The following is a 20,319-nucleotide window of genomic DNA, read 5'->3' as shown; positions in this document are numbered from 1 at the left end:
CAGTCCGGCCGCGCCTCCCTGAATTCCGTTCAGTCTTCTTGCCGCTCGCCGCCTAGCCGGTTGAACAGCACGGCGATGATGATGAAGCCGCCCACGACCGTGCCCTGCCAGAACGAATCGACGCCGAGCAGGATCAGGCTGTTGCGGATCACTTCGATGAGCGCGGCGCCGACGATCGTGCCGAACGCGCTGCCCACGCCGCCCGCGAGATTGGTGCCGCCGATCACCGTGGCGGCGATCACGCGTAGTTCGTCGCCGGTGCCGAGGCCTGTCGTCACCGCGCCGAGCCAGCCCACCTCGAGAATGGCCGCGACGCCTGCCATCAGGCCGCCCAGCACATAAACCGAGCAGATCACGCGCCGAACCGGCACGCCCGTGAGATTGGCCGCATGACGGTTGCCGCCGACCGCGAAGACATAGCGGCCCCAGCGCGTGAAGGCGAAGGCGAACCAGAACAGCAGGCCGAGGACGATCAGAAACCACACGGGATTGGCCACGCCGAGCGTTTTTCCGCCACCGAGCACGAGGAGCTTGTGCCCGTCGGGTCCGAATTCGAAGATGGTCCGGCTCCCGGAGATCACGAGCGCGAGGCTGCGGCCCACGCTCAGCATGCCGAGCGTCACGACGAACGGCTGCATGTTGAGATACGCGATGAGCAGGCCGTTCACGAGGCCGACTACCCCCGCGGTGAGCAGGCCGAGGCCGATGCCGGCCCAGATCGGGTAGCCCGCGTTCATCGTGACGGAGAGCACGATGCCGCTCAGGCCAATCGTCGAGCCGACCGAAATGTCGATCCCGCCCGTGATGATGATGGCCATCATCCCCAGCGCGACGATGGCGACGAAGGCGAAGTTGCGCGTGACGTTGAATAGATTTTGCTGGGTGGCGAACGTCGAGGTGACGAACGAGAGCAGGACGCAGGCCGCGAGCGTCGCGAGCACCACCCAGAACACCTGGCTTGCGAGCAGTCCGCTCCAGCGGGTATGGGTCTTCGCGGATTGGGGATCGTCAAACAGTGTTGGCATCGGGTTCGGCCTTTGCGGCGCATCGTTCAATTTCGGGTCTCCTGTCGGCCGCACTTAGCGCTTTAGCGCTTGGTGCGGCCCCATGCAACGCTGTCGCGCGGGCCGCTTTACGCGGCGGCGATGGCTCCGGTGATCAGGCCGGTGACTTCCTCCGGCGACGAGGCTTCGATCTGCTTGTCCGCAACCATGCGCCCGCGCCGCATGACGACCACGCGGTGGGCGACTTCGAAAACGTCAGGCATGCGGTGACTGATAAGAATCACGGCAATACCGTGTTCGGACAGGCGTTTGATGAGGTCGAGCACCTGCACCACCTGGCGCACGCTGATCGCGGCGGTGGGTTCGTCCATGAGCACGAGCCGCGCTTCGGACAGTCGCGTGCGCGCAATCGCCACGGCCTGGCGCTGGCCGCCCGACATCTGCCGGACGAGATCGCGCGGGCGCGTTTCGGACTTCAGTTCCTTGAACAATTCGGCGGCGCGCCGGTACATGGCCGCGTGATCGAGCACGCGAAAGGGCCATATGCCGATGCGCGGCTCGCGCCCGAGAAAGACGTTGGCCGCCGCCGTGAGGTTGTCGCAGAGCGCGAGATCCTGATAGACGACCTCGATGCCCTTGGCGCGGGCATCCACGGGGCGGCTGAAATGAACGGGCTTGCCGTCGATGAGGACTTCGCCGTGAGAAGGCGGGAAGTTGCCGGCGATGACCTTCACCAGCGTCGATTTTCCGGCCCCGTTGTCGCCCATGAGTCCGACCACCTGGCCGGGTTCCAGGCTCAACGTTACGTCGGTCAGCGCCTGAATGGCGCCAAAATGCCTGGAAATGCCTCTGAGTTCAAGAAGACTCATGGACTGTCGCGCTCGCGCTTGTGAGGCCGCCCGTTGCAGTGTCCAGGGTGGCCGGGAGACATGCTAACTAGCCTGTTTTTTAGAGCACGATGGGCCTTTTAGCAAGACTATTTCATCAGCCGGTCCTGCGGCGCCGCCAGCGGGCCGCCGATGAGATAAAATTGCGTTTTCGCCGAAAAACCCCGCCAGACGGACCTGGTGCGCTTGTCTCAGGCTTCCAGCGGCATCGCGCTCGTCCCCTTGAGTTCATCGAGGCAGACGATCGACTGCACGCTGTTCACGCCGGGCGCGCGCATCAGCGTATCGAGCAGGAACTCGGAAAGCGCCTTGAGATCGCGCGCCACGACCTTCAGAACGTAGTCGATATCGCCAGTCACGGAGTAGCACTCCTGCACCTGCGGCAACGTCGCGACGAGTTCCTTGAACTTGACGAGCTCGCGCATGTGCCCGCGCTCCATCGTTACCTGAATGAAGGCGACCACGCCGAAGCCGAGTGCCTGCGCGTCGAGGCGTGTCTCGTAGCGCCGGATCACGCCGAGCTCCTCGAGCCGCCGGTGACGCCTGAGCGTCTGCGCGGGGGAGAGCTTGATCGCGGCCGCGAGTTCGAGGTTCGAAGCGCGGCCGCGCTCCTGCAGTGCGGCGAGAAGCCGCAAGTCGATCGTATCGAGCGCGAGATTTTGCATTTATCTTGCGTGAGATGGGTTTGAGGCGAGAGGGAATTGTATCAATCAGGGTTTGCCTGCGTACGAGATGAAATCATATTTTTCCGCGTCAACTATACACTGGGCGCACCCGATCGGGCTGGCGGCCAATACCGCCAAGCCCGGCAGCGCGCCGATGCAGAACGTTGTGCGCGCAATTTTATTTCGTGGAGCGGAGCCGGCGTCCTACCCAGATGCTTCGGCCCCGCGCAGATAAGTCGGAGACAGGACGAGACATGGTTTCAAACGACACGCGTGAAAATCGCGGCCAGCTAAAACGCGGCCTCAAGAATCGCCACATCCAGCTCATTGCGCTGGGCGGGGCGATCGGCACGGGCCTGTTCCTCGGCATTGCGCAGACGATTCAGACGGCCGGCCCTTCGGTGCTGCTCGGCTACGGCGTCGCCGGCATCATTGCGTTCTTCATCATGCGGCAACTGGGCGAGATGGTCGTGGACGAGCCCGTCGCCGGTTCGTTCAGCTATTTCGCCGACAAGTATTTCGGCCCGTTCGCGGGCTTTCTGTCGGGCTGGAACTACTGGGTGCTCTACATCCTCGTGAGCATGGCCGAGCTCTCGGCGGTCGGCATCTACATGCATTACTGGTGGCCGACGCTGCCCACATGGGTCTCGGCGCTGGTGTTCTTCGTCGTGATCAACGCCATCAACCTCACGAGCGTCAAGTCGTACGGCGAACTCGAGTTCTGGTTCGCCATCATCAAGGTGCTCGCGATCGTCGGCATGATCGCCTTCGGCGGCTGGCTGCTGTTCTCGGGCTCGGCGGGTCCTGAAGCGAGTGTGTCGAACCTCTGGCGCAACGGCGGTTTCTTTCCGCACGGCGTCTCGGGTCTCGTCATGGCCATGGCGGTCGTGATGTTCTCGTTCGGCGGGCTGGAGCTGGTCGGCATCACCGCGGCAGAGGCCGATGATCCGTCGCACAGCATTCCGCGCGCGACGAACCAGGTGATCTACCGCATCCTGATTTTCTACATCGGCGCGCTCGGCGTGCTGCTCTCGCTCTACCCGTGGCAGAAGGTCGTGGCCGGCGGCAGCCCCTTCGTGCTGATCTTCCACGCGATGAACAGCGATCTCGTGGCCAACGTGCTGAACCTCGTCGTGCTGACCGCGGCGCTCTCGGTCTACAACAGCGGCGTGTACTGCAACAGCCGCATGCTCTATGGTCTCGCGCAGCAGGGCAATGCGCCGAAGGCGCTGCTCAAGGTGAGCCGGCGCGGCATTCCGCTGGCGGCGCTCGGTGTGTCGGCGTTCGTCACGGCCGCCTGCGTGATCATCAACTACTTCATGCCCGGCAAGGCGTTCGAACTGCTGATGGGGCTCGTCGTATCCGCGCTCATCATCAACTGGGCGATGATCAGCCTGATTCACCTGAAGTTCCGCCGCGAGAAGGCACGCGTGGAGCAGACGACCACGTTCCGCAGCCTCGGCTATCCGCTGACGAATTACGTGTGTCTCGCGTTCCTCGGCGGCATTCTCGTTGTAATGTATCTGATTCCGGATCTGCGCATTTCCGTGTACCTGATTCCGGTCTGGCTGGGCGTGCTTGGGCTCGCCTACCGCCTGTGGTGCCGCAAGTCGGCGCCGGCGCTGCAACGCGGCGTGCCGGCACCGTAACCGCTGCCCGCCATTACCGTCCCGAATTTCGTCCAGAGAGTTAAACAGCATGTTCGAACACATCGATGCCTACCCCGGCGACCCGATCCTCTCGCTCAACGAGAACTTCCAGAAGGACCCGCGTCAGAACAAGGTCAATCTGAGCATTGGCATCTACTTCGACGACGAAGGCCGTCTGCCCGTCATGAAGGCCGTTCACGCGGCCGAGGCGGCAATCCTCGAAGAGCCGGGTCCGAAGCCGTATCTGCCGATGGCTGGCTTCGCGCAGTATCGCGACGCCGTGCAGGCACTGGTGTTCGGCGCCGACTGCCCGTCGCGGGCGGCCGGCCGCATCGCGACCGTGCAGACGCTGGGCGGCTCGGGCGCGCTGAAGGTGGGCGCCGATTTCATCAAGCGCTACTTTGCGACCAGCCAGGTGTGGGTGAGCGATCCGACGTGGGAGAACCATCGCTTCATCTTCGAGCGCGCGGGCTTCACGGTGAACACGTACCCGTACTACGACGAGGTGACGGGCGGCCTGAAGTTCGAGGCGATGCTCTCGGCCATCGCCGCGCTGCCGGCGAAGAGCGTCGTGCTGCTGCACGCGTGCTGCCACAACCCGACGGGCGTCGATCTGGATCGCGCGCAATGGGAGCAAGTGATCGACGTGTTGCAAAAGCGCGAGCTGCTGCCGTTCGTCGATATGGCGTATCAGGGCTTCGGCGCGGGCCTCGAGGACGACGCGTTCGCGGTGCGCGAACTTGCGCGCCGCGGCGTGCCGGCGCTCGTGGCGAATTCGTTCTCGAAGAACTTCTCGCTCTACGGCGAGCGTTGCGGCGGGCTGCACGTGATCTGCGAAGACGCGGCGGCCGCCGACCGCGTGCTCGGCCAGCTCACGGGCTCGGTGCGCGCGAACTACAGCAATCCGCCGACGCACGGCGCGAAGATCGTCACGCGCGTGCTGGGCACGCCGGAACTGAAGGCGTCGTGGGAGCAGGAACTGGCGGCGATGTGCGAGCGCATTGCGCGCATGCGCGTGGCGATTCACGACGGCCTGCGCTCGCATGCTAGCGAAGCGGCGCTCGCGCGCTACGTGAAGCAGCGCGGCATGTTCACGTACACTGGCTTGAGCGAGAAGCAGGTCGAGCGCCTGAAAGAGGAATTCGGCGTGTACATCCTGCGCTCGGGCCGCATGTGCGTGGCAGGCCTGAACGAGAAGAACGTGAGCGTGGTGGTCGACGCGGTCGGCAAGGTGATGAAGGACTAAGGGAAGGGCGGGGCAGAGTGCCCCTGGATGTTTCCAGCGCCGCTGGTGTGCCGGTATGAGCCGGACACGCCAGCGGCGTTTTCGCGTCCAGCCCCCAGAACCGCATGCCGCATCCACCGGCAACGCCGCCTGCCATCAGGCGATTCCCGATTTCGTCGCCAGTGTCAGTTCATCCGCATCAAACCGCCGGTCTGTCAAGCTGCAGGCGGTAGATGGCACACATGCCGGCCGCGCACGGTCTTCCAGGTCTTACCCTGATAGAATGCGTGAGCCGCAACGTAGTGGATTGCTGATGAAATTGCTTGATGCCCTCGTCGAACAACGGATTGCCGCCGCGGCCGCGCGCGGTGACTTCGACGACCTGCCCGGCGCCGGTGCGGCGCAGACGCTCGACGACGACCTGCTCGTGCCCGAAGAAGTGCGCATAGCCCACCGCATCCTGAAGAACGCGGGCTTCGTGCCGCCCGCAGTCGAACAGCTGCGGGCCTTGCGCGACCTCGAGGACGAGCTCGCCACGGTGGGCGACAAGGCCGCGCAATGCCGTCTGCGCGCGCGCATGCTGGCGCTCGACATGGCGCTCGAATCCTTGCGCGGCGGACCGATGGTCGTGCCGCACGAATATCGCCGCCGCATCGCGGAGCGTTTGTCCGAACGCGCAGCGGGCAGCGAGCCCGGCCTCCCGGGGCTCCCGGCGGGGGCGGCGTGACGGGCTCCCCCGTCCAGCCAGACGCCCCCGGCGGCGAACGCGAAGAGGCGCACCCGGTGGTTACTTCGCCTGCAGGATCGGTTCCCGCCGATCCGGTCGTGACGGCGTCCGCCGCCGCGCCTGACTCCGACCTCCAACCCGATTCCGTCTCCGAGCGCGACCGGCATTTCATGCGCCTCGCGCAGGCCGCCGCCGAAGCGGCGCGCGCCGCCGGCGAAGTGCCCGTGGGCGCGGTGCTCGTGCGTGGCGACGAAGTGATCGCCTCGGGCTTCAATCACCCGATCGGCGCACACGATCCCTCCGCGCACGCCGAAATGGCGGCCTTGCGCGCGGGCGCGCACGCGCTGGGTAACTACCGCTTGCCCGGCTGCGAACTCTATGTGACCCTTGAACCGTGCCTGATGTGTGCCGGCGCGATCATGCACGCGCGCATCGCACGTGTGGTGTTCGGTGCGCATGACCCGAAAACCGGCGCGTGCGGCAGCGTGGTCGACGCCTTCGCCAACGAGCAGCTCAATCATCACACGAGCGTGTCCGGAGGCGTGCTGGCGGATGAGTGCGGCGAGGCGCTGCGCGCGTTCTTCGCCGACCGGCGCCGCGCGAGCCGGGAAGCGCGCCGCAAGGCTCGGGAGCAGGCTGAGCAGGCGCAGGGAGGGGCTGGCGTAGCCGGTCCGGACGAATCCGCGGGTTGAATCTCACGGTTGAATCGAATTCGACATGACCATTCATCGCACCATCGAGCTGGTTGCTCCGTCCGGTTATCCGCATGATGCGGAAGCGGTGCACCGTGCGCTTGCCCGATTGCGGGCGCAAGGCCATCACGTCAACGGCGTGCAGGCGACCGAGCGGCGCTATCAGCGCTTTGCCGGCACGGATGGCCAGCGCGCGGCCGAACTGAATCGCCTCGCCGACCCGTCGCGCGACCTGCCGGACATCGTACTCGCCGTGCGTGGCGGCTACGGCGCGGTGCGCATTCTGCACGGTCTCGATTACGACGGACTGCAGCGGCGTTTGACAGATCAGCCCATCGCGTTCGTGGGGCATAGCGATTTCACCGCCATCCAGCTCGCGCTGCTCGCACGCGCCGGGCTCACGACGTTCGGCGGCCCGATGCTCTGCAGCGATTTCGGCGCCGAGAGTCTCAGCAGCTTCACGATGCATCACTTCTGGGACGCGCTCTCGAAACCGAACTACACGCTCAAGGTGAATGCGCCGCAGGCCCAGGCGACGAGTGTTTCGGGCACGCTCTGGGGCGGCAATCTGGCCGTGCTGACTTCGCTGATCGGCACGCCTTATCTGCCGCCGGTCGAGGGCGGCATCCTGTTCGTCGAAGACGTGAACGAGCAGCCGTTCCGCATCGAACGCATGATTTATCAGTTGCACTTGACCGGCATTCTTGCTCGGCAGCAAGCCCTGGTGCTGGGCGACTTCACCGGCCACAAGCAGTTCGATTACGACAACGGCTACGATCTGCGCGAAATGGTGGAGCAGGTGCGTGCCTTGGTTGGCATTCCGGTGGTGACGGGCCTGCCGTTCGGCCATATTCCGGATATGGTCACGCTGCCGATGGGCGCGCCGGCGCAACTGACCACCACCGCACATGGTTTCGAGCTGATCGTGAGCGGGTATCCGCATCTGAGTTGATTTCCTGCTGACACAGAAGCGCTTTCGGGCGCTTTTTTCACGGAGTCTTATGCAACTAACGGCCAACTCCGCGTGGCGCCAGACCATGTTCACGCCAACGCTTGTTTCCTAAATTGTTGACAAAAAATCCGACCGGATTGGGGCAGTGAATCACCATGCAGGTGCTGAATTCCCCGAAATAAAGCACCTTTCACCGATAAGAGGCATGCGGCAGGCAGCGCGGACGTGGGGATCTTCCCCAGGTTCGCCCACAAAATTGTTGACAATATTTATGTCCAACCTAGGATACCCAACATAGAGAACCGAGCCATGCGAAAGACCGATATCGACGCCGAAGCAACCGGCATGAAGCCCGAGGCAATCGCCGCGCGAATCCGCGCAGCGATTCTCGAGCACCGGCTGCCGCCCGGCGCGAAGTTGACTGAAGCACAGTTGTGCGAAGTATTCGGCGTGAAGCGCGGCCCGATCCGCCAGGCGCTCGCGCTGCTCGCGAAGGACCATCTCGTGGATCTGGAGCCCAATCGTGGCGCGTTCGTCGCAAGCCCATCGCTCCAGGAGGTGCACGAGGTGTTCGAGATGCGGCGGATCATCGAGTTGGCCGTAGTGGGGCGCATTTGCAGTGCGCAGCACGGCAACCGTCGGCTGAAGACCATCGGCGAGACGATCCGGCGCGAGCGCAAGGCCTTCGAGGGGCGCGACTTCCCGACGTGGATCCGGCTTTCGGGCGAGTTCCATACGTCGCTCGCCACGCTCACCGGTAATACGGTGCTGTGCGATTGCCTCGGCGGGCTGGTGGCGCGCTCGACGCTGATTTCAGCGCTCTACGAATCGCCGGGACGCAGTCCGTGTTCGTTCGACGATCACGAGGCGATTCTCGCGGCGCTCGAGGCCGGAAACGAGAAAGAAGCCGTCGATCTGATGGTGCGCCATTTGCAGGGTGTCGAACTCAGGATGCTCGACCGGCCGGCGGGCGCATCGGTCGACTTGCAGGAAGTGTTCAGCGCGCGCGAGGCGACCTCGCTTGCACGCTGATGCGCTGCTAAGGCGGCCCTGAAACGGATTGCAGTAAAGCGCGGCGGACCACTCCGAACGGTGGCCACCGCGGCTGAACAGGATGGAGTGGGGCGCATGCAGCGCATGCGTACGGCAAGAACAGGCACAGCGTTACAGGGCGCCAGCAGGCGGCGACCGGCGTAGTGCCCGCGAAGGCCAGACCATTCGGGGATATCGCGGCGGCCGCGTCCAGCGGCGGTACGCACGCGTTTCGAGGCGTTCAGGCGTCTTTTTTCCGTCGGCAAATCCATCCAAGGAGCGGATCATGGCTCAGTTCAGCGCGTCACCTGGCAGTCCGGCAGTGCCCAACTTCGAATCTGGCGAAAGCAGCGAGTCCGCAGACAATCTGCGCTTGCCGGCCGGCTACAGCGAGCGGCTCTACAACCACGACCTGGCTCCCCTCAAGGAGCAGACCTGGGGCGCGTACAACATCTTCGCGTTCTGGATGTCCGACGTGCATAGCGTCGGCGGCTATGTGTTCGCGGGGAGCCTCTTCGCGCTCGGCCTCACGAGCTGGCAAGTGCTCGTCGCGCTGATCGTCGGCATCTCCATCGTCAATGTGCTCTGCAACCTGATCGCGCGGCCGAGCCAGCGTCACGGGGTGCCGTACCCGGTGGCGTGTCGCGGCACTTTCGGCGTGCTCGGCGCCAACATTCCTGCCGTGATTCGCGGCCTCATCGCCGTGGCGTGGTACGGCATCCAGACCTATCTCGCTTCGAGCGCGCTCGTGATCGTCGTGCTCAAGTTCGTTCCGCAACTCATGCCATACGCCGACGTGCACAGGCACGGCTTGCTCGGGCTTTCCGCGGTCGGCTGGGCCGGCTTCATGACGCTCTGGGTGCTGCAGGCGTTCGTGTTCTGGAACGGCATGGAGACCATCAAGAAGTTCATCGACTTCGCGGGGCCCGCTGTTTATGTCGTGATGTTCGCGCTCGCGGGCTACATGGTGTATCGCGCGGGCTGGCACAACATCGGCCTGAATCTCGGCGGCGTGAAGTATCACGGTACCGAAGTGATTCCCGTGATGATCACTGCGATCTCGCTCGTGGTGTCGTATTTCTCGGGGCCGATGCTCAATTTCGGCGACTTCTCGCGCTATGGCAAGTCGCTCAAGAGCGTGCACAAGGGCAACTTCTGGGGGTTGCCGGTCAACTTCCTCGCCTTCTCTCTCGTCACGGTCATCACGACGTCGGCAACGCTGCCTGTGTTCGGAGAACTGATTACCGATCCCGTCGATACGGTCGGCCGCATCGATCATCCGACCGCAGTGATTCTCGGCGCGCTCACGTTCACGATCGCGACCATCGGCATCAACATCGTCGCGAACTTCGTTTCGCCCGCGTTCGATTTTTCCAACGTCGCGCCGCGGCTCATCAGCTGGCGCGCGGGTGGCATGCTCGCCGCCGTGGCCTCGATCTTCATCACGCCGTGGAACCTCTTCAACAACCCGGCTGTGATTCACTACACGCTCGACATACTCGGCGCCTTCATCGGGCCTTTGTACGGTGTCCTGATCGTTGACTTTTATCTCGTGAAGCGCGGACGTCTTGCCGTGGACGATCTCTACTCGGTGTCGCCGAAGGGGGCGTACTGGTATCGCAACGGCGTGAACTGGCGCGCGGTGTCGGCCTTGCTGCCCGCCGCGGTGATCGCGATTCTCTGCGTGATGGTGCCTTCGCTCGGCGGCGCGGCGAACTTCTCGTGGTTCATCGGCGCCGCGCTCAGCGCGTTGTTCTACCGCGCGCTCACGATGGGCGAACGCGCTCGCGCAAACGCATGAGCTGCGCGCAAAACCGGGCATCGACGAAGGAATCGAAATGCGCATCAAACTGATCAATCCGAACACCACGCAGCGTATGACCGCCGCGATGGAGCAGTGCGCGCGCGCCGTGATCGCGCCGGGCACGGAGGTGGTGGCGGTGAGCCCGACGATGGGCCCGCCGTCGATCGAAGGCTATTACGACGAGGCGCTCGCCACCCCTGGCCTGCTCGCCGAAGTGGAGGCGGGCGAGCGCGAAGGCTTCGACGGCTACGTCATCGCGTGCTTTGGCGACCCGGGCCTATACGCGGCGCGCGAGTTGGCGCGCGGGCCCGTCGTGGGCATCGCGGAAGCCGCGATGCATGCGGCGAGCGTGCTCGCGCCGGGCTTCTCGGTCGTGACGACGCTCTCGCGCACGCGCGCCATGGCCTGGCACCTTGCCGAACGCTATGGCATGACGCGTTTCTGCCGCAACGTGCGCGCGATCGACGTGGCCGTGCTCGAACTCGATGAACCGGGATCGGCCGCGCGCCGCGCGATCGTCGACGAGTGCCGTCGCGCGCTCGAAGAAGATGGCGCGGACGCGATCGTGCTCGGTTGCGCGGGCATGACGAGCTTATGCGCGCAGGTGGAAGACGCGCTCGGCGTCCCGGTGGTCGACGGCGTGACGGCAGCCGTGAAGTGGGTGGAGGCGCTCGTCGCGCTGCGCCTCACGACCGCCAAGCGCGGCGACTTCGCGCGGCCGCTCGCCAAGCGTTACGACGGCGAATTCGCGCGTTTCAGCCCGGCCAATCCCGCGCCGGTCACGGAAACGCCGCCGCCCGTGCGGCCGCTGCGCTACGGGTAAACGCGCAGCGCGCGCAAGCGCAGATGGCCGCCCGGATCACGTCATATCGGGCGGCCACATACACCTCGCTTGACCCGTACTATCTGAGCGTGCGTATGGGCGCGTAGAGGTGATTTCGCTACACTGGTCCGGTCCTGTAAGCAGGTTGCGCGGACCGTCCGCGAGGCCCTGCAAAGCAGCGCCAGCGGCCGCTTCACGGTGCCTCGCCGTTGTGCGGATATTGCGTTTCATTCTCTCTATTCGATTGATTCGACCAGCATGCCACTCGATCCCCAATATCCCCGCGATCTGATCGGTTATGGCCGGTATCCGGTGCAGGCCAACTGGCCCGGCCAGGCGCGCGTCGCGGTGCAGTTCGTGCTCAACTACGAAGAGGGCGGCGAAAACTGCGTGCTGCACGGCGACCCCGGCTCCGAGCAGTTCCTCTCCGAAATCGTGGGCGCCGCGACGTATCCCGCGCGCCATATGAGCATGGAGTCGATTTACGAATATGGCTCGCGCGCGGGCGTGTGGCGCATCCTGCGCGAATTCGAAAAGCGCGGCCTGCCGCTCACCGTGTTCGGTGTGGGCATGGCGATCGAGCGTCATCCAGAAGTCGCGCGTGCGTTCGTCGAGCTGGGCCACGAGATCGCATGCCACGGGTATCGCTGGATTCACTACCAGGACGTCTCGCCCGCTAAAGAGGCCGAGCATATGAAGCTCGGTATGGAAGCGATCGAGCGCGTGACGGGCGTGCGCCCGCTCGGCTGGTACACGGGACGCGACAGCCCGAACACGCATCGCCTCGTGGCCGAGTATGGCGGCTTCCTCTACGACTCCGATTACTACGGCGACGACCTGCCGTTCTGGATGGACGTGGAGGTCACGGGCGGCAAGTCGCTGCCGCAACTGATCGTGCCTTACACGCTCGACACCAACGACATGCGCTTCGCGTCGCCGCAGGGCTTCAACACGGCGGACCACTTCTTCACCTATTTGCGCGACGCATTCGACGTGCTCTACGAAGAAGGCGACGAAGCGCCGAAGATGCTCTCGATCGGCATGCACTGCCGGCTGCTCGGGCGCCCCGGGCGTCTTCGCGCGCTGCAGCGCTTTCTCGACCACATCGAAAGACACGAGCGCGTATGGGTCACGCGCCGCGTGGACATCGCGCGCCACTGGCGCGAGCATCATCCCTATCAACCGCAGCAGAACGACCACCGCGGGGCCGCCGCATGAAGGCAATGCACTACACCCTCGAACAGCTGAATCAAGCCTCGGTCGACGCCTTCGTGGCGGCGCTTTCGGGCATCTTCGAGCACTCGCCCTGGGTCGCTGCCGCGGCCGCGCAGCAGCGCCCGTTTGCGAGCATCGACGCGCTGCATCGCACCATGTCGCAGGCCGTAGAAACCTCGGGAGAGGCGCAGCAGCTTGCGCTCATCAACGCCCACCCGGAGCTTGCGGGCAAGGCCGCCGTGCGCGGCGAACTGACCGCCGAATCCACGCGCGAGCAAAGCGGTGCGGGTCTGAACCAGTGCACGCAGGAAGAGTTCGACAAGCTGCTCGCGCTCAACGGCGCGTATCGCGAGAAGTTCGGATTCCCATTCATTCTCGCGGTGCGCGGCTATGACCGCCACGGCATCATCGCGAACTTCGAGGCGCGCGTGAACAACAGCCGCGCCGATGAAATGCGCGCGAGCCTCGACCAGATTTACCGCATTGCGCGCTTCAGGCTGGACGAGCTGATCGACGCGTAACGTGGCGATGCGCCCCCCGGCTTTTCGCGGAGGGGGCGCAGCGCCGTTTTGATCTACAGAACAGACACGAAGGAAGACAACGATGGCACTCCCGACTCTCGACCCCAACGCCCCCGATTTCACGCGCCGCTTCGTGAATCTCGCGGACCCGCGCCTGGGCGCGCAGGCGCTCGAGGCGAGCGACGACTTCTTCGCGCCGAAGGATCGCATGCTCAGTCCGGAGCCGGCCGTCTTTATTCCGGGCAAGTACGACGAACACGGCAAGTGGATGGACGGCTGGGAAACGCGCCGCAAGCGCACGACCGGCTACGACTGGTGCATCGTGAAGCTCGCGCGTCCCGGCGTCATCAAGGGCCTCGATATCGATACGAGCCACTTCACGGGCAACTACCCGCCGGCGGCGTCGGTGGAGGGCGCGTATGTGACCGATGGCGCACCCATTGCCACGACTCAATGGACGGAGATCGTTCCCTCGACCTCGTTGAACGGCAATAGCCACCATTATGTGGAAGTGTCGAGCGACAAGCCTTACACGCACCTGCGCGTGAATATCTATCCTGATGGCGGCATCGCGCGTCTGCGCGTCTACGGCCAGCCGCAGGTGGACTGGGCGGGCGCGAGCCGTACCGAACTGTTCGACCTCGCCGCGATGGAAAACGGCGCGTACCTCGTTAGCGCGAACAACCAGCACTTTGGCATGGCCTCCACGCTGCTCATGCCGGGCCGCGGCGTGAATATGGGCGACGGCTGGGAAACGCGCCGCCGCCGGGAGCCGGGCAACGACTGGGCAATCATCGCGCTTGCGCAGCCGGGCATCATCAAGAAGATCGAAGTCGATACGGCGCACTTCAAGGGCAACTACCCCGATCGCTGCTCGTTCCAGGCCGCGCGCGTGGTGGGCGGCACGGACAGCTCGCTCGTGACCCAGGCCATGTTCTGGCCGGTGCTGCTCGGCGAGCAGAAGCTGCAGATGGACAAGCAGCACTACTACGAAAGCGAACTCGCGGCGCTTGGCCCGGTTACGCACGTGCGCTTCAATATCATCCCGGACGGCGGCGTTTCGCGTGTACGCCTCTGGGGCACGCTCGCCTGATACGCTGACGAGGCCATCATGAGTGAAACAAGGACGACGCTGACGATCGAGCCGCTCACGCCCGAAGCATTCGCGCCCTTCGGCGATGTGATCGAACTCGCGGGCGCGAAGCAGATTCCAATCAATCTGGGCACGACCATCCGCTTTCACGATCTCGCGAAAGTGGATGTGACCGACGAAGGCGGCCGCACGCTCGTGAATCTCTTTCGCGGGCAGCCGCGCGAGCTGCCGTTCGAAGTGAAGATGCTCGAACGGCATCCGCTGGGCAGTCAGGCATTCGTGCCGCTCAACGACAAGCCGTATCTCGTGGTGGTCGCGCCGGCGGGCGAGCTGAACGTCACCCGGATTCGCGCGTTCGTTTCGCACGGCTGGCAGGGCGTGAATTATGCGAAGGGCGTCTGGCATCATCCGCTGATCGCGTTGGGCGAGGTGAGCGACTTCGTCGTCGTCGATCGCGGCGGAGACGGGCTCAATCTCAACGAGCAGGATCTGCCGGAGTCGTTCTGGTTGACGGAAGAAGCGATGAAGGCTGCGATGCGCTGATTCGCGGAATTATCAGGCAGTCCGTATCAGCACGGAAAAGCCACGGTCGAGACCGTGGCTTTTTTGCGTTTGGCGGATGAAGCAGGGTGGTGGACCCAGGTCGAGCCGGCAGCTCAAGACGCGGTGAAGCATGGCGAGTCATGCCTGCCTGTGCACGCTGCATCTTCGATGCTTTGATCGTGCAAGGTGGTGAGGGGCGGTCATACACGTTCCAGACGTTCAGCGGGCGCCCGATTGCGTGATGCACCTGCCGTCGCCAGCGCGAATGGTTGAGCAGCGTTCGTGCTCTCGTTGCATCTTGCACGCGCGCTCCGGGCATTCGTCGAATGCCTGACGCCGATTCGCGATATCCCGCGCATCGCTCGCAGTTCAACGCGCGACCCCCTCAGCCATGACCGTGCCAAAGGAAAAAGGACCCGAAGCGCGTCGCGCCTCGGGTCCTTCTAGTCACAGCTCACGTAGCGAGACCAACCACTCGCGCTGCCAACTACATCATTGTTTCGCACCGCCCTGGAACCAGGCGGCGATCTTCTGCCGCTCGTCGTCGGTCATGTGTGTGACGTTGCCAAGCGGCATCGCCTTGAGCGTCACGGCCTGCTGATAGAGCCGCTGCGCGTTCTGCGAAATCTCGTCGGGCGTATCGAGCATCACGCCGGCCGGCGCCGCGCCCATCAATGTCGGGTGCGCCGAGTGACAGGCCGCACAGCGCTGCTGCAGGATCGGCTGGATGTCGGAAACCTTCAGCGCCGGCGCGTTCGCGGCTTCGGCCTGCGGCACGACCGGGCGCGGCAGCGTCCACACCAGCGCGACGAACATCAGCGCGACGCCGCCGATCGGCAGGTACCAGAGCTGCTGACCGCGGTGACGCATCACGAAGAACTGGCGAATCAGCGCGCCGGCCAGCATGATCACCACGAGCACAGCCCAGTTGTAGGCGTGGGCGTAGGTCATCGCGTAGTGGTTCGAGAGCATCGCGAACACCACGGGCAGCGTGAAATAGGTGTTGTGCACCGAGCGCTGCTTGCCGCGCTTGCCGTAGATCGGGTTCGGCACTTCGCCCTTGAGCATCGCGGCGACCATCTTGCGCTGACCCGGGATGATGACGAAGAACACGTTCGCCGACATGATCGTCGCGAGCATCGCGCCCATGATGAGGTACGCGGCGCGGCCCGAGAAAATGTGGCAGGCGAGGTAGGCGGCGATCACGACATAGAGGCCCACGCACACGCCCAGCAGCTTGTCCTTCGTGCCGAGCACGCGGCACAGTGAGTCATAGACGATCCAGCCCGCGGCGAGGAAACCGAGCGCCGAGAAGATCGCGACGACCGGACCCATGTCGAGCACGTTCTTGTCGATCAGATACGTGTTCGGCGCCATCAGATACAGCACCGTGAAGAGCGACGCGCCCGAGAGCCACGTGGTGTACGACGGCCACTTCGACCAGTGAAGGTCGTCGGGCATTTCAGGCGGCGCCACGGTGTACTTCTGCATGTTGTAGAAGCCGCCGCCGTGCACGTGCCACAGCTCGCCGAACACGCCGCGACGGCGCTGGTTCGGGTCCGTGGGCGGTTTGAGGCTGTTGTCGAGCGCGACGAAATAGAACGACTCGCCAATCCAGGCGATCGCCGCGATGACGTGGAACCAGCGCAGTGCGAGGTTCAGCCAATCGGTAATAAAGCCTTCCATGAAACGTCTCCAGTCCTGATGCATTGCGCGCGCGTCTGAACGCACGCGCTAACTGCGGGGTATGAGCGCGCTGCCTGGCGTCGGGGCCGCTGGGCGACCCTTGCGCTGCCGCGCTGCCGTTGTTGTTCGTATGATCTCGGGCTTGATGACCCGGGCTAGAAGTTCGCCCGGAATGCCCTGTGAATAGGTGTTGCGGTGGCCGCTCGGGGTTCGCTCAGCTGCCCCGATAGGTGCTATACGACCACGGCGAAACGAGTAGCGGCACGTGGTAGTGCGAGCCCGCGTCGGCGATGCCGAAGCGCAGCACGACGCGGTCGACGAAGCGCGGCTCGGGCACCTTCGTGCCGAGCGCGGCGAAATAGTCGCCGGCGTGGAACACGAGTTCGTATTCACCTTTGGCGAGTGCCTCGCCCTCGAGCAGCGGCGCGTCGCAGCGGCCGTCGTCATTGGTGGTGAAGGTCTTGAGCGCGCGGCGAGCGTCGCCCGAGAGCGCAAAGAGCTCGACCTTGATGCCCGCGCCGGGACGGCCGTTCGCGGTGTCGAGCACGTGGGTAGTCAGCTTGCCCATTCGCAGTTTTCCTTGTGAGTGCCTGGTGCGATTGCGAGGTTTCAGCGGCAGCTCTCGATCCCATGCATGATGCATTGCGGCGGATCGAGGCTCCACGTCAGTGGCTACATACCCGTCGGCGGATCGAAGCGAGCGCCGTGTACGCATTTTAAAAACGATCGCCCCCGGCGCGCGCGAGCGATAGGAAAGATAAAGCTACGCGCATGAGGGTGAGCCCTGGGTTCCGCCTGGGTGCCGTCGCTCATTGCGCCCTGGATTCAAGCGTCCCTTGTTGGCATCGTAGCGACGCCAAAAATCGACCTTTATATGCGTGGCGTAAATTTGGGTATCGCAGCGGCGCGAATTGCCACGACTATTTTGGTTGCGGATCGTAGAGGCCATGCGCAGCGCGTGCTGCGCGTCCCGAAGACGGCGCTGGACGCCGGGTAACCGGGCCAGCGGCGTCCTCGTCGGGACGCGTCGGCACCGGGCGCCTGGGCGACCGGCGAGGCCGGCGGGTGAGGCGAGGGCGTCTGGTTCACACGCCGTGCGCGAGTCCGAACGAAAAGCCAGGGCTCGTGGCGGCACGACAACGGAGCGAACAAGGACGATGGAACCCACTCTCGCACAGCGGCAAAACCCGCAAGACCCGCAAAAGCCCGGCAGGACATTGCTGGTGAAAAACGCCGACATGCTGGTGACGATGGACGGCGCGCGCCGCGAGATTCGCGGCGGCGGGCTCTACGTCGAAGGCAACCGCATCGTCGCGGTCGGGCCGACGGCGGAACTGCCCGCCACGGCCGACGAGGTGATCGACGCGAGCGGCCACCTCGTGACGCCGGGGCTCGTCAATACGCACCACCACATGTACCAGAGCCTCACGCGCGCCGCGCCGGCCGCGCAGGACGCCGAACTGTTCGGCTGGCTCACGAGTCTCTACAAGGTATGGGCGAACCTCACGCCCGAGATGATCGAGGTCTCCACGCTCACCGCGATGGCGGAACTGCTGCTCTCGGGCTGCACGACGTCCAGCGATCATCTGTACATCTATCCGAACGGCAGCCGCCTCGACGACAGCATCCGCGCGGCGCAACGCATCGGCATGCGCTTTCACGCGAGCCGCGGCAGCATGAGCGTCGGCCAGAGGGACGGCGGCTTGCCGCCCGATGCCGTGGTCGAGCGCGAGGACGCGATTCTCGCCGACACGCAGCGCCTCATCGAGACGTATCACAACGAGGGCCGGTACGCGATGCTGCGCCTCGTCGTGGCGCCGTGCTCGCCGTTCTCGGTGAGCCGCGACCTGATGCGCGAATCGGCGGTGCTCGCGCGCCATTACGGCGTGTCGATGCACACGCATCTCGCCGAGAACGTCAACGACATTGCTTACAGCCGCGAAAAGTTCGGCATGACGCCCGCCGAATACGCCGAGGACCTCGGCTGGGTGGGCCCCGACGTCTGGCATGCGCACTGCGTACAACTCGACGATCACGGCATCGGTTTGTTCGGCCGGACCGGCACCGGCGTCGCGCATTGCCCGTGCTCGAACATGCGGCTCGCCTCAGGCATCGCGCCCGTGAAGAAGATGCGGCTCGCCGGCGTGCCGGTTGGGCTCGGCGTGGATGGCTCGGCGTCGAACGACGGTGCGCAGATGGTGGCCGAGGCGCGCCAGGCCATGCTGCTCGCGCGCGTGGGCTTTGGACCGGATGCCATGACCGCACGCGAAGCGCTCGAAATCGCGACGCTGGGCGGCGCGCAGGTGCTGGGCCGCGACGACATTGGCGCGCTCGCACCCGGCATGGCGGCCGACTTCGTGGCGTTCGACCTGCGCCAGCCGCTTTTCGCGGGCGCGCTGCACGATCCGGTCGCGGCGCTCGTCTTCTGCGCACCCTCAGAGGTCGCGCTGAGCGTGATCGGCGGGCGCGTGGTCGTGAAGGAGGGCGTGTTGCAGACGGTGGAGCTCGGGCCGGTCATCGAGCGGCACAACCGGCTCGCGGCGCAACTCGTGCAGATGGCGCGCTGAGGCAGGCACGCGCGCCACGCATCGATGGTTTGAAAGGTCGGGCGGCCGCAGCAGCGTGCGGCCGTGTTGCTCAAGGCTTGTCGATCAGCGTCTTCGTCGCTTCGGCGATGAGGCTGCGTAACCAGCGTACTTCGTCCGAGTAGTGACAGCGTTCGTGCCACAACTGGTAGTACTGCATCGGCGGGAAGTCGAGCGGCGCGGGTACGACCGTGAGCGGCAGGAAACGCGCATAGTGGTCGGCGAACAGGCGCGTGGTCGTAAAGACCAGGTCCGACTTCACGAGCACGTAGGGCGCGAGATTGAAGTAGGGCAGCGTGACGACCACGTGGCGCTTGAGGCGCTCGCGCGCGAGGTGCACGTCGATGGCGCCGCGCTGGCCCACGGAGTAGGGCGTGGGCGCGAGATGCGGCGCGTTCAGATACTGGTCGAGCGTGAGCCCGCCGCGCTTGGCGAACGGGTGCGAGTTGCTCATCAGGCAGACGATCTGGTCGACGAACAGGTTCGACAGGTGCAGTTGTTCGGGCGGCTCGGGCCAGTTGCCGATGACGATATCGAGCTTGCCTTCCTCGAGCGCGAGTTCGTAGTCGAACGCGGGCCCGAGCGAGTGAAACTCGAGCGTGGCGTTGGGCGCGGCCAGGCGAAAGCGCTCGACTACGGTCGGCACGAACAGGACGTTCAGATAGTCAGGACAGCCAATCCGATAGCAGCGGATGGACGTGGCCGGATCGAAATTGTGCTGCTGGAAGCGGATGCGCTCGATCTCGCGCAGCGCGTTCTGCACGGGCTCGAGCAGGCGCAGGCCGTACTCGGTCGGCACCATGCCGGACTTGCCGCGCACGAGGAGCGGGTCACCGGTGATGTCGCGCAGACGCCGAAGCGCCGCGCTGATTGCGGGCTGGGACTGATTGAGCTTGACGGCCGCGCGTGTCACGCTGCGCTCCATCAGAAGCGTGTGCAAGACGCGCAAGAGGTACGTGTCGATCGCCTCGCGTTGCTGACTCATGAATTCTCCGAATTATATGTTCTGGCTGATCGATGAGGCTTGGGGGTATATCGTTTTTAATATGGACAAAAAGTGGCGTCAAGCGAGGCTTACCCCGAGGCCCGCGCGGAATCGGCCGTGCAGCGAGGCAACAGCGAATTTTGGCGGCTCGACCTTCGCAGGGCTAACAGGTATCGTCACCCCCGCACGGCGGCGCGCGGCGGCCAGCGTCAAACGGTTATCGGACAGCAA

Annotated in this window: 19 protein-coding genes; 13 read left to right on the top strand and 6 right to left on the bottom strand. The window is 64.7% G+C overall.

The annotated features are described in order from the left end of the window. Window positions 1–29 precede the first annotated feature (29 nt). The 3 genes from AB4Y42_RS04420 to AB4Y42_RS04410 all read right to left on the bottom strand — a co-directional run bounded on the left by AB4Y42_RS04420 (window position 30) and on the right by AB4Y42_RS04410 (window position 2,556). Window positions 30–1,025: an ABC transporter permease gene (locus AB4Y42_RS04420; RefSeq protein WP_368693503.1), complete on the bottom strand. Its 996-nt coding sequence runs from the start codon at window positions 1,023–1,025 to the stop codon at window positions 30–32. Between the two features lie 107 nt (window positions 1,026–1,132). Then, complete coding sequence (locus tag AB4Y42_RS04415; RefSeq protein WP_368686114.1) at window positions 1,133–1,873, bottom strand: ATP-binding cassette domain-containing protein; 741 nt, start codon at window positions 1,871–1,873, stop codon at window positions 1,133–1,135. A gap of 209 nt (window positions 1,874–2,082) precedes the next feature. Continuing rightward, complete coding sequence (locus tag AB4Y42_RS04410; protein WP_368693502.1) at window positions 2,083–2,556, bottom strand: Lrp/AsnC family transcriptional regulator; 474 nt, start codon at window positions 2,554–2,556, stop codon at window positions 2,083–2,085. Between the two features lie 254 nt (window positions 2,557–2,810). Here AB4Y42_RS04410 and AB4Y42_RS04405 point away from each other — a divergent pair, with 254 nt between their 5' ends. From AB4Y42_RS04405 to AB4Y42_RS04350, 12 genes are all read left to right on the top strand, one after another. Then, window positions 2,811–4,205, top strand: coding sequence for an amino acid permease (locus AB4Y42_RS04405; RefSeq protein WP_368686113.1), 1,395 nt, complete (start codon window positions 2,811–2,813; stop codon window positions 4,203–4,205). 49 nt (window positions 4,206–4,254) lie between these two features. After that, window positions 4,255–5,451, top strand: coding sequence for an amino acid aminotransferase (locus AB4Y42_RS04400; protein ID WP_368693501.1), 1,197 nt, complete (start codon window positions 4,255–4,257; stop codon window positions 5,449–5,451). 292 nt (window positions 5,452–5,743) lie between these two features. Further along, window positions 5,744–6,157: a DnaJ family domain-containing protein gene (locus AB4Y42_RS04395; protein WP_368686111.1), complete on the top strand. Its 414-nt coding sequence runs from the start codon at window positions 5,744–5,746 to the stop codon at window positions 6,155–6,157. Window positions 6,158–6,255: 98 nt separating this feature from the next. After that, on the top strand, window positions 6,256–6,849 hold the full coding sequence (gene tadA / locus AB4Y42_RS04390; RefSeq protein WP_368686340.1) for a tRNA adenosine(34) deaminase TadA: 594 nt from the start codon (window positions 6,256–6,258) through the stop codon (window positions 6,847–6,849). 25 nt (window positions 6,850–6,874) lie between these two features. Continuing rightward, window positions 6,875–7,801 carry a muramoyltetrapeptide carboxypeptidase gene (gene ldcA / locus AB4Y42_RS04385; RefSeq protein ID WP_368686110.1) on the top strand — a complete coding sequence of 309 codons (927 nt, stop codon included), beginning with the start codon at window positions 6,875–6,877 and terminating at the stop codon, window positions 7,799–7,801. Window positions 7,802–8,110: 309 nt separating this feature from the next. Next, complete coding sequence (locus AB4Y42_RS04380) at window positions 8,111–8,833, top strand: GntR family transcriptional regulator (RefSeq protein WP_368686109.1); 723 nt, start codon at window positions 8,111–8,113, stop codon at window positions 8,831–8,833. Window positions 8,834–9,119: 286 nt separating this feature from the next. Next, window positions 9,120–10,634, top strand: a complete 1,515-nt coding sequence (locus AB4Y42_RS04375) for an NCS1 family nucleobase:cation symporter-1 (protein ID WP_368693500.1) — start codon at window positions 9,120–9,122, stop codon at window positions 10,632–10,634. 37 nt (window positions 10,635–10,671) lie between these two features. Beyond that, window positions 10,672–11,460, top strand: coding sequence for an aspartate/glutamate racemase family protein (locus tag AB4Y42_RS04370; protein ID WP_368693499.1), 789 nt, complete (start codon window positions 10,672–10,674; stop codon window positions 11,458–11,460). 258 nt (window positions 11,461–11,718) lie between these two features. Continuing rightward, window positions 11,719–12,678: an allantoinase PuuE gene (gene puuE, locus AB4Y42_RS04365; RefSeq protein WP_368693498.1), complete on the top strand. Its 960-nt coding sequence runs from the start codon at window positions 11,719–11,721 to the stop codon at window positions 12,676–12,678. Continuing rightward, on the top strand, window positions 12,675–13,196 hold the full coding sequence (uraD, locus tag AB4Y42_RS04360; RefSeq protein ID WP_368686106.1) for a 2-oxo-4-hydroxy-4-carboxy-5-ureidoimidazoline decarboxylase: 522 nt from the start codon (window positions 12,675–12,677) through the stop codon (window positions 13,194–13,196). Before puuE ends, uraD begins: the two co-directional genes overlap by 4 nt. Before the next feature lie 82 nt (window positions 13,197–13,278). Beyond that, complete coding sequence (gene alc, locus AB4Y42_RS04355; protein ID WP_368686105.1) at window positions 13,279–14,289, top strand: allantoicase; 1,011 nt, start codon at window positions 13,279–13,281, stop codon at window positions 14,287–14,289. Between the two features lie 18 nt (window positions 14,290–14,307). Beyond that, complete coding sequence (locus AB4Y42_RS04350; RefSeq protein ID WP_368693497.1) at window positions 14,308–14,832, top strand: ureidoglycolate lyase; 525 nt, start codon at window positions 14,308–14,310, stop codon at window positions 14,830–14,832. Window positions 14,833–15,324: 492 nt separating this feature from the next. Here the strand turns inward: AB4Y42_RS04350 and AB4Y42_RS04345 are convergent, their stop codons facing one another. Further along, window positions 15,325–16,518 (bottom strand): urate hydroxylase PuuD, encoded by a 1,194-nt coding sequence (locus AB4Y42_RS04345; RefSeq protein WP_368693496.1) that lies wholly within the window; start codon window positions 16,516–16,518, stop codon window positions 15,325–15,327. A gap of 214 nt (window positions 16,519–16,732) precedes the next feature. Next, the gene (gene uraH, locus AB4Y42_RS04340) at window positions 16,733–17,086 is read right to left on the bottom strand and encodes a hydroxyisourate hydrolase (protein WP_368693495.1); all 354 of its coding nucleotides are present in this window, start codon (window positions 17,084–17,086) and stop codon (window positions 16,733–16,735) included. Window positions 17,087–17,675: 589 nt separating this feature from the next. Here uraH and AB4Y42_RS04335 point away from each other — a divergent pair. Then, window positions 17,676–19,085, top strand: a complete 1,410-nt coding sequence (locus AB4Y42_RS04335) for an 8-oxoguanine deaminase (protein ID WP_368693494.1) — start codon at window positions 17,676–17,678, stop codon at window positions 19,083–19,085. Window positions 19,086–19,155: 70 nt separating this feature from the next. Here the strand turns inward: AB4Y42_RS04335 and AB4Y42_RS04330 are convergent, their stop codons facing one another. Beyond that, the gene (locus AB4Y42_RS04330) at window positions 19,156–20,088 is read right to left on the bottom strand and encodes a LysR substrate-binding domain-containing protein (RefSeq protein WP_069265652.1); all 933 of its coding nucleotides are present in this window, start codon (window positions 20,086–20,088) and stop codon (window positions 19,156–19,158) included. Window positions 20,089–20,319: the final 231 nt, after the last annotated feature.

The organism is Paraburkholderia sp. EG286B (genome assembly GCF_040965655.1).
In the GTDB taxonomy this organism is placed as follows: Bacteria; Pseudomonadota; Gammaproteobacteria; order Burkholderiales; family Burkholderiaceae; genus Paraburkholderia.
Note: the sequence above shows the minus strand (reverse complement) of the source record. Positions and strands in the feature narration are given on the sequence as shown.

Coding starts and splice junctions, on each gene's coding strand:
- AB4Y42_RS04420 (WP_368693503.1), bottom strand. CDS start 1,025: ATGCCAACACTGTTTGACGATCCCCAATCCGCGAAGACCCATACCCGC.
- AB4Y42_RS04415 (WP_368686114.1), bottom strand. CDS start 1,873: ATGAGTCTTCTTGAACTCAGAGGCATTTCCAGGCATTTTGGCGCCATT.
- AB4Y42_RS04410 (WP_368693502.1), bottom strand. CDS start 2,556: ATGCAAAATCTCGCGCTCGATACGATCGACTTGCGGCTTCTCGCCGCA.
- AB4Y42_RS04405 (WP_368686113.1), top strand. CDS start 2,811: ATGGTTTCAAACGACACGCGTGAAAATCGCGGCCAGCTAAAACGCGGC.
- AB4Y42_RS04400 (WP_368693501.1), top strand. CDS start 4,255: ATGTTCGAACACATCGATGCCTACCCCGGCGACCCGATCCTCTCGCTC.
- AB4Y42_RS04395 (WP_368686111.1), top strand. CDS start 5,744: ATGAAATTGCTTGATGCCCTCGTCGAACAACGGATTGCCGCCGCGGCC.
- ldcA (WP_368686110.1), top strand. CDS start 6,875: ATGACCATTCATCGCACCATCGAGCTGGTTGCTCCGTCCGGTTATCCG.
- AB4Y42_RS04380 (WP_368686109.1), top strand. CDS start 8,111: ATGCGAAAGACCGATATCGACGCCGAAGCAACCGGCATGAAGCCCGAG.
- AB4Y42_RS04375 (WP_368693500.1), top strand. CDS start 9,120: ATGGCTCAGTTCAGCGCGTCACCTGGCAGTCCGGCAGTGCCCAACTTC.
- AB4Y42_RS04370 (WP_368693499.1), top strand. CDS start 10,672: ATGCGCATCAAACTGATCAATCCGAACACCACGCAGCGTATGACCGCC.
- puuE (WP_368693498.1), top strand. CDS start 11,719: ATGCCACTCGATCCCCAATATCCCCGCGATCTGATCGGTTATGGCCGG.
- uraD (WP_368686106.1), top strand. CDS start 12,675: ATGAAGGCAATGCACTACACCCTCGAACAGCTGAATCAAGCCTCGGTC.
- alc (WP_368686105.1), top strand. CDS start 13,279: ATGGCACTCCCGACTCTCGACCCCAACGCCCCCGATTTCACGCGCCGC.
- AB4Y42_RS04350 (WP_368693497.1), top strand. CDS start 14,308: ATGAGTGAAACAAGGACGACGCTGACGATCGAGCCGCTCACGCCCGAA.
- AB4Y42_RS04345 (WP_368693496.1), bottom strand. CDS start 16,518: ATGGAAGGCTTTATTACCGATTGGCTGAACCTCGCACTGCGCTGGTTC.
- uraH (WP_368693495.1), bottom strand. CDS start 17,086: ATGGGCAAGCTGACTACCCACGTGCTCGACACCGCGAACGGCCGTCCC.
- AB4Y42_RS04335 (WP_368693494.1), top strand. CDS start 17,676: ATGGAACCCACTCTCGCACAGCGGCAAAACCCGCAAGACCCGCAAAAG.
- AB4Y42_RS04330 (WP_069265652.1), bottom strand. CDS start 20,088: ATGAGTCAGCAACGCGAGGCGATCGACACGTACCTCTTGCGCGTCTTG.